The sequence below is a fragment of the Streptomyces sp. NPDC096132 genome (assembly GCF_044763345.1).
Classification (GTDB): domain Bacteria; phylum Actinomycetota; class Actinomycetes; order Streptomycetales; family Streptomycetaceae; genus Streptomyces.
In genome coordinates this window covers 167,088-173,666 of sequence record NZ_JBIWGA010000021.1, presented here as the reverse complement: position 1 = coordinate 173,666, position 6,579 = coordinate 167,088, and the positions used below count along the sequence as shown (strand labels likewise).

Annotated in this window: 6 protein-coding genes and 1 rRNA gene; all 7 read left to right on the top strand. The window is 66.9% G+C overall.

Annotated elements, in window-relative coordinates:
* A 5S ribosomal RNA gene (gene rrf, locus ACIRF9_RS38185) occupies window positions 1–95 on the top strand; the annotation flags it as partial.
* 110 nt (window positions 96–205) lie between these two features.
* The gene (locus ACIRF9_RS38180) at window positions 206–814 is read left to right on the top strand and encodes a CDP-alcohol phosphatidyltransferase family protein (RefSeq protein ID WP_403832047.1); all 609 of its coding nucleotides are present in this window, start codon (window positions 206–208) and stop codon (window positions 812–814) included.
* A gap of 116 nt (window positions 815–930) precedes the next feature.
* On the top strand, window positions 931–3,426 hold the full coding sequence (locus tag ACIRF9_RS38175) for a sugar phosphate nucleotidyltransferase (protein WP_403832045.1): 2,496 nt from the start codon (window positions 931–933) through the stop codon (window positions 3,424–3,426).
* 98 nt (window positions 3,427–3,524) lie between these two features.
* Window positions 3,525–4,430 carry a DUF881 domain-containing protein gene (locus ACIRF9_RS38170; RefSeq protein WP_403832043.1) on the top strand — a complete coding sequence of 302 codons (906 nt, stop codon included), beginning with the start codon at window positions 3,525–3,527 and terminating at the stop codon, window positions 4,428–4,430.
* Window positions 4,427–4,759, top strand: coding sequence for a small basic family protein (locus tag ACIRF9_RS38165; RefSeq protein WP_003988855.1), 333 nt, complete (start codon window positions 4,427–4,429; stop codon window positions 4,757–4,759). The genes ACIRF9_RS38170 and ACIRF9_RS38165 overlap by 4 nt, the downstream gene beginning before the upstream one ends.
* A 5-nt stretch (window positions 4,760–4,764) precedes the next feature.
* Window positions 4,765–5,598 carry a DUF881 domain-containing protein gene (locus ACIRF9_RS38160; RefSeq protein WP_403832040.1) on the top strand — a complete coding sequence of 278 codons (834 nt, stop codon included), beginning with the start codon at window positions 4,765–4,767 and terminating at the stop codon, window positions 5,596–5,598.
* An 82-nt stretch (window positions 5,599–5,680) separates the two neighbouring features.
* Window positions 5,681–6,565 (top strand): FHA domain-containing protein, encoded by an 885-nt coding sequence (locus ACIRF9_RS38155; protein ID WP_403832069.1) that lies wholly within the window; start codon window positions 5,681–5,683, stop codon window positions 6,563–6,565.
* Window positions 6,566–6,579 lie beyond the last annotated feature (14 nt).

Below are 6,579 nucleotides of genomic sequence, written 5' to 3'. Positions count from 1 at the left end.
AAACGCCCGGTTACATTCCGAACCCGGAAGCTAAGCCTTACAGCGCCGATGGTACTGCAGGGGGGACCCTGTGGGAGAGTAGGACACCGCCGAACTCCTTTTAGAGCTCTGGCTCTTGGGCATCCAAGCCCAAGAGCCAGAGCTTTTTTGCGTTGAGGTAGGGTCAGGGGGCATCGTTGGCTCGTTTTCTACTGGAGGCCCCCGGGTGGAGGTCCAGGAGACCCGTGTTCAGACGGACCGGGTCCTCACCATCCCGAACATCCTCAGCATGGCGCGTCTCGTCGGCGTGCCCTTGTTCCTGTGGCTGATCCTCAGGCCCGAGTTCGGGGGCCCGCAGAGTGACGGCTGGGCGCTCCTGGTGCTGGCTCTGAGCGGCGTCAGCGACTACCTGGACGGCAAGCTCGCGCGGCGCTGGAACCAGATCAGCAGCCTCGGCCGGCTCCTGGACCCGGCCGCGGACCGTCTCTACATTCTCTCGACTTTGGTCGGCCTCACCTGGCGGGAGATTCTGCCCGTCTGGTTGACCGCTGTACTTCTCGCGCGGGAGCTGGTTCTGCTGGTGATGGTGGGCATCCTCAGGCGACACGGTTATCCGCCGCCCCAGGTGAACTTCCTGGGTAAGGCGGCCACGTTCAACCTGATGTACGCGTTCCCGCTGCTTCTGCTCAGTGACGGAAGTGGCTGGCTCGCGTCACTCGCTGCTATTTTCGGATGGGCGTTCGCAGGATGGGGTACAACGCTCTACTGGTGGGCAGGAGTCCTCTACGTGGTACAGGTCCGCCGCCTCGTTCGTGCGGACGCCATGGCCGACTGACCTCGCCGATTGGCGGTAGCAGTAGTGGCTCGATGGCCCGTGGCGGGAAAGTGCGGGACAATCTGGATGGGTGAAGTCGGCTAGACCGTCGTCTCTTCTAGGAGGACGCTTCCGACATGAAGGCCGTCGTGATGGCCGGAGGCGAAGGCACACGCCTTCGCCCGATGACCTCGAGCATGCCCAAGCCGCTCCTGCCGGTGGCCAACCGGCCGATCATGGAGCACGTACTGAGGCTGCTCAAAAGGCATGGGCTCAACGAGACCGTCGTCACCGTGCAGTTCCTGGCCTCTTTGGTCAAGAACTACTTCGGTGACGGTGAAGAACTCGGTATGGAGCTCAGCTATGCCAATGAGGAGAAGCCACTCGGAACCGCGGGAAGCGTCAAGAACGCAGAGGAGGCGTTGAAGGACGACGCCTTCCTCGTCATCTCCGGCGATGCCCTCACTGACTTCGACCTCACCGAGCTGATCAACTTCCACAAGGAAAAGGGCGCGCTGGTCACCGTCTGTCTGACGCGCGTGCCCAATCCGCTGGAATTCGGCATCACCATCGTCGACGAAGAAGGCAAGGTCGAGCGTTTCCTCGAGAAACCGACGTGGGGCCAGGTCTTCTCGGACACCGTGAACACGGGCATCTACGTCATGGAGCCGGAGGTCTTCGACTACGTCGAGGCCGATGTGCCCGTCGACTGGTCCGGCGATGTCTTCCCCCAGCTCATGAAGGAGGGCAAGCCGGTTTACGGCTATGTCGCCGAGGGCTACTGGGAGGACGTCGGTACGCACGAGAGCTATGTGAAGGCGCAGGCCGACGTGCTCGAGGGCAAGGTCGACGTGGAGATCGACGGTTTCGAGCTCTCCCCGGGAGTGTGGGTGGCGGAAGGTGCCGAAGTGCATCCCGACGCCGTTCTGCGCGGGCCGCTGTACATCGGCGACTACGCGAAGGTCGAGGCCGGCGCGGAAATCCGTGAGCACAGCGTCGTCGGTTCCAATGTCGTGGTGAAGAGCGGGGCCTTCATGCACAAGGCCGTCGTGCACGACAACGTGTACGTCGGGCAGCACAGCAATCTGCGCGGCTGTGTCGTCGGGAAGAACACGGACATCATGCGGGCCGCCCGGATCGAGGACGGCGCCGTCATCGGTGACGAGTGTCTGATCGGCGAAGAATCGATCGTGCAGGGCAATGTGCGGGTCTACCCGTTCAAGACCATCGAGGCCGGCGCGTTCGTCAACACGTCGGTGATCTGGGAGTCCCGGGGCCAGGCGCATCTCTTCGGTGCCCGCGGGGTGTCCGGAATCCTGAACGTCGAGATCACGCCAGAGTTGGCGGTGCGACTGGCCGGTGCCTACGCGACGACACTCAAGAAGGGCTCCACGGTCACCACGGCCCGTGACCACTCCCGTGGCGCCCGGGCACTGAAGCGGGCGGTCATCTCCGCGCTGCAGGCCAGCGCCATCGACGTACGGGACCTGGAGAACGTACCGCTGCCCGTGGCGCGGCAGCAGACGGCGCGGGGGTCCGCCGGCGGGATCATGATCCGGACCTCGCCCGGGGTGCCGGACTCCGTGGACATCATGTTCTTCGACGGGCAGGGTGCCGATCTGTCGCAAGGCAGTCAGCGGAAGCTGGACCGGGTCTTCGCGCGCCAGGAGTACCGGCGGGCGTTCCCGGGAGAGATCGGGGACCTGCATTTCCCGGCCAGCGTGTTCGACTCGTACACCGGATCGTTGCTCCGGAACGTGGACACGACCGGAATCGCGGAGTCCGGGCTGAAGGTCGTGGTCGATGCTTCGAACGGCAGTGCGGGTCTGGTGCTGCCCAGTCTGCTCGGGAAGCTGGGAGTCGATTCGCTGACCATCAATCCCGGTCTGAACGAGTCCAGGCCGACGGAGACCGGTGATCAGCGGCGCTCGGGGCTCGTACGGCTCGGGGAGATCGTGGCCTCGTCGCGGGCGGCGTTCGGCGTGCGGTTCGACCCCGTGGGTGAGCGGCTCTCTCTCGTGGACGAGAAGGGCCGGATCATCGAGGACGACCGGGCACTGCTGGTGCTGCTCGACCTGGTGGCCGCGGAGCGGCGCAGCGGGCGGGTGGCGCTGCCGGTGACCACGACGAGGATCGCCGAGCAGGTTGCGGCCTATCACGGGACGCAGGTCGAGTGGACGACGACTTCGCCCGACGACCTGACCCGGGTCGGGCGGGACGAGTCGACGATCTTCGGCGGGGACGGCAAGGGCGGGTTCATCGTTCCGGAGTTCAGCAGCGTCTTCGACGGTACGGCCGCCTTCGTACGGTTGATCGGTCTGGTGGCGCGGACGCAGCTCACGCTCAGCCAGATCGACGCGCGGATTCCGCGGGCGCACGTCCTGAAGCGGGATCTGGCGACCCCGTGGGCCGTCAAGGGGCTGGTGATGCGGCGGGTCGTCGAGGCGGCCGGAGATCGCTTCGTGGACACCACGGACGGGGTACGGGTGGTCGAGACGGACGGGCGCTGGGTGATGGTGCTGCCCGACCCGGCCGAGGCCGTCACCCATCTGTGGGCGGAGGGGCCGGACGACGCGTCCGCGCAGGCTCTGCTCGACGAGTGGTCGTCGGTCGTGGACAGCGCCGGGCGCTGATCCGTCCGTCACACGCGCGTGCCGGGCAGGTGTCCTCAAGGGGGCCTGTCCGGCACGCTGGTGGGTCCATTCGGAGGTAGTGGCCGCGACATGCGACGATGTGCGGCATGCCGCAGCAGCCCCCCGTTCGGAGCACACCCGCGCGCGTGTCGCGCCCGGACGCGTCCATGTCGCTGCTCACCAACGTCATGGACCACAGCCTCGACGACGGCTACGCCGAGGCCGCCGCCCGGAAGCAGGCCGAGGGTACCCGCGGCCTGCCCAAGACACTGCGCGCGAAGCTGGGTCTCGCCGCCGGCCTGGTGCTCGCGGCCCTCGTGGTGACCGTCGGCGCGGCACAGGCCCGCATCGCCGCCCCGGCCGTGGCCAAGGAGCGCGAGGAGCTGATCGACCGCATCGACAGCGAGACGAAGGCGGCCGACGATCTGGAGAGCGCTGTCGACAAGCTGCGTGACGACGTGAGCGCACGGCAGCGGGAGGCGCTCAAGCAGAGCGGCGGCAGCGAGCAGGCGGATCTGGTCAGCATCCTGTCGGGCGCGGTCGAGGTGCACGGTCCGGGGATCAAGCTCGTCGTGAACGACGCCAAGGAAGCCACCACGGGCGGTGACGGCGACCCGCGGGAGACCACGGGGTTCTCGGACACCGGCCGGGTCCGTGACCGTGACATGCAGCGTGTGGTCAACGGCCTGTGGGAGTCGGGTGCCGAGGCCGTCTCCATCAACGGACAGCGGCTGACGGCGCTGTCCGCGATCAGGGCCGCGGGTGACGCGATACTGGTCGACAACAAGCCGCTGGTGCCGCCGTACACGGTGCTCGCGGTGGGGGACGGGAAGAACCTCAGCACCAGGTTCCAGAACAGCGCCGACGGCGTGTATCTGAACGTGCTGCAGGAGAACTACGGCATCCGGACGGCCATTTCCGTGGAGGACGACGTCCGGTTGCCCGCCGCACCGAGTGTGATCGTACGTACAGCACAGCCGAGCACTGAGAAGGGCACATCGTGATCGCCGTACTGGGCCTCGTCGTGGGAGTCGTGGCCGGCCTGTTGGTCCGGCCTGAGGTTCCGGCGGTTGTCGAGCCTTATCTGCCGATCGCCGTCGTGGCGGCGCTGGACGCCGTGTTCGGCGGGCTGCGGGCCATGCTCGACGGGATCTTCGACGACAAGGTCTTCGTGGTGTCGTTCCTGTCGAACGTGGTCGTGGCCGCGTTGATCGTGTTCCTGGGCGACAAGTTGGGTGTGGGTGCCCAGCTGTCCACCGGTGTCGTGGTCGTCCTCGGTATCCGGATCTTCTCCAACGCCGCGGCGATCCGTCGGCACGTCTTCCGGGCGTGAGGCCGATGAGCAACCAGGACGAGGTGGCCGAGAACAGACTCCGCAAGGAGCTGCCCGAGGAGGTCCCGGCGCCCCCCTCCGCCGAGGAGTCGCCCCAGGAGGCCGCCGAGCCCGCTCTGACCGGTCGGCAGCGGCTGGTGAAGGGGCTGTGGCCGCCGCGCGTCACACGGGCCCAACTCATCGTCGCCCTGCTGCTGTTCGGTCTCGGCTTCGGTCTGGCGGTGCAGGTGGCCTCCAACAGCGACAGCGGAAACGCCCTGCGGGGCGCGCGCCAGGAAGATCTTGTGCGCATCCTCGATGAACTGGATGACCGAAGTCAGCGTCTTGAGGACGAGAAGCAGGGGCTCGAGAAGCAGCGGGAGGAGCTGGAGAACAGCTCCGACCAGGCGGAGGAGGCCCGCAAGCAGACGGTCGAGAAGGAGAAGCAACTCGGCATCCTGGCGGGCACGGTGGCCGCGCAGGGGCCGGGCATCACGATGACCATCGAGGACACGAAGGGGACGGTCAAGGCGGACATGCTGCTCGACGCGATCCAGGAGCTGCGGGCCGCCGGTGCCGAGGCGATCCAGGTCAACGACGTGCGGGTCGTCGCCGGTACCTACCTGACGGATTCGGACAACGGTGTGAGCGTCGACGGGAACAAGATCAACGCGCCGTTTCGTTTCAAGGTCATCGGCAACCCGCAGGACCTCGAACCGGCGCTGAACATCCCTGGAGGCGTGGTGCAGACTCTTGAGAAGGAGCAGGCCACCGTGACCGTGGAGCGGTCGGACAAGATCGTTGTGGACGCCTTGCGAGCGGCGAAGCAGCCTGACTACGCTCGGTCGTCCTCCCAGTGAACCGGGGGTGCATGGGGGCCGTCCGGCAGGGGCATGAGGTTGCGGGGGGTCGGCGCACCGATCGGGTGGTGCGTGGTGGAAACTGTCTGGTGGATACGGACGTTGTGAAGGTGTCCGGGTCGGCCGGTGTATTCAGTCAGGGTTCGTCCTGCCCCACGGGCGGGTCTGTTTCGGTCAAGGGGAATCGCCCGTGAAGTTGTTTGCGAAGTTGTTCGGCAAGAGCGCGCGAGAGGGCAGCGACAACGCGACCGCCCGTCATCGCGCACAGCCCGAAGCGGAGGGCCAGCGGCCCCTGTTCCGGGACCAGGTCGGTGGTCCGGGTGGTGACATTTCCGGAGGTCAGGGCGCGGCGTCTGTTGACCCCGCCCAGTCCGGCGGCATAGGTTTCGGCCAACCGTCAACCTCAAGTACGGGTGGAGGGTTTTCTCCCATGTCGGCCCTGGTGTGTACGAGGTGCGGTAACCGCAACGCGGAGAACAGCCGCTTCTGCTCCAACTGCGGCGCGCCGCTGCGCCCCGGTCTGACGCCCGAGCGCGCGTCGGAGACGACCTCCACCATCTCCATCTCCGGTCTCGAGGCCTACGACTCCGAGGCCACCGGCCAGACTCAGCTGCCGGCGCTCTCCCCGGAGGCGCAGGCCGCGGTCGACGCGCTGCCGTTGGGCTCCGCGCTGCTGGTCGTGCGCCGCGGTCCGAACTCGGGCAGCCGCTTCCTGCTGGACGGCGACCTGACCACGGCCGGGCGTCACCCGCAGAGCGACATCTTCCTGGACGACGTGACGGTGTCGCGTCGCCACGTGGAGTTCCGTCGCAACCCGGACGGCACGTTCAAGGTCGCGGACGTCGGCAGTCTGAACGGCACGTACGTCAACCGGGAGCGGATCGACGAGGTCGCTCTGTCGAACGGTGACGAGGTGCAGATCGGCAAGTACCGGCTGGTCTTCTACGCGAGCCAGCGGGGCTACTGACCCTCCCCCGGAGT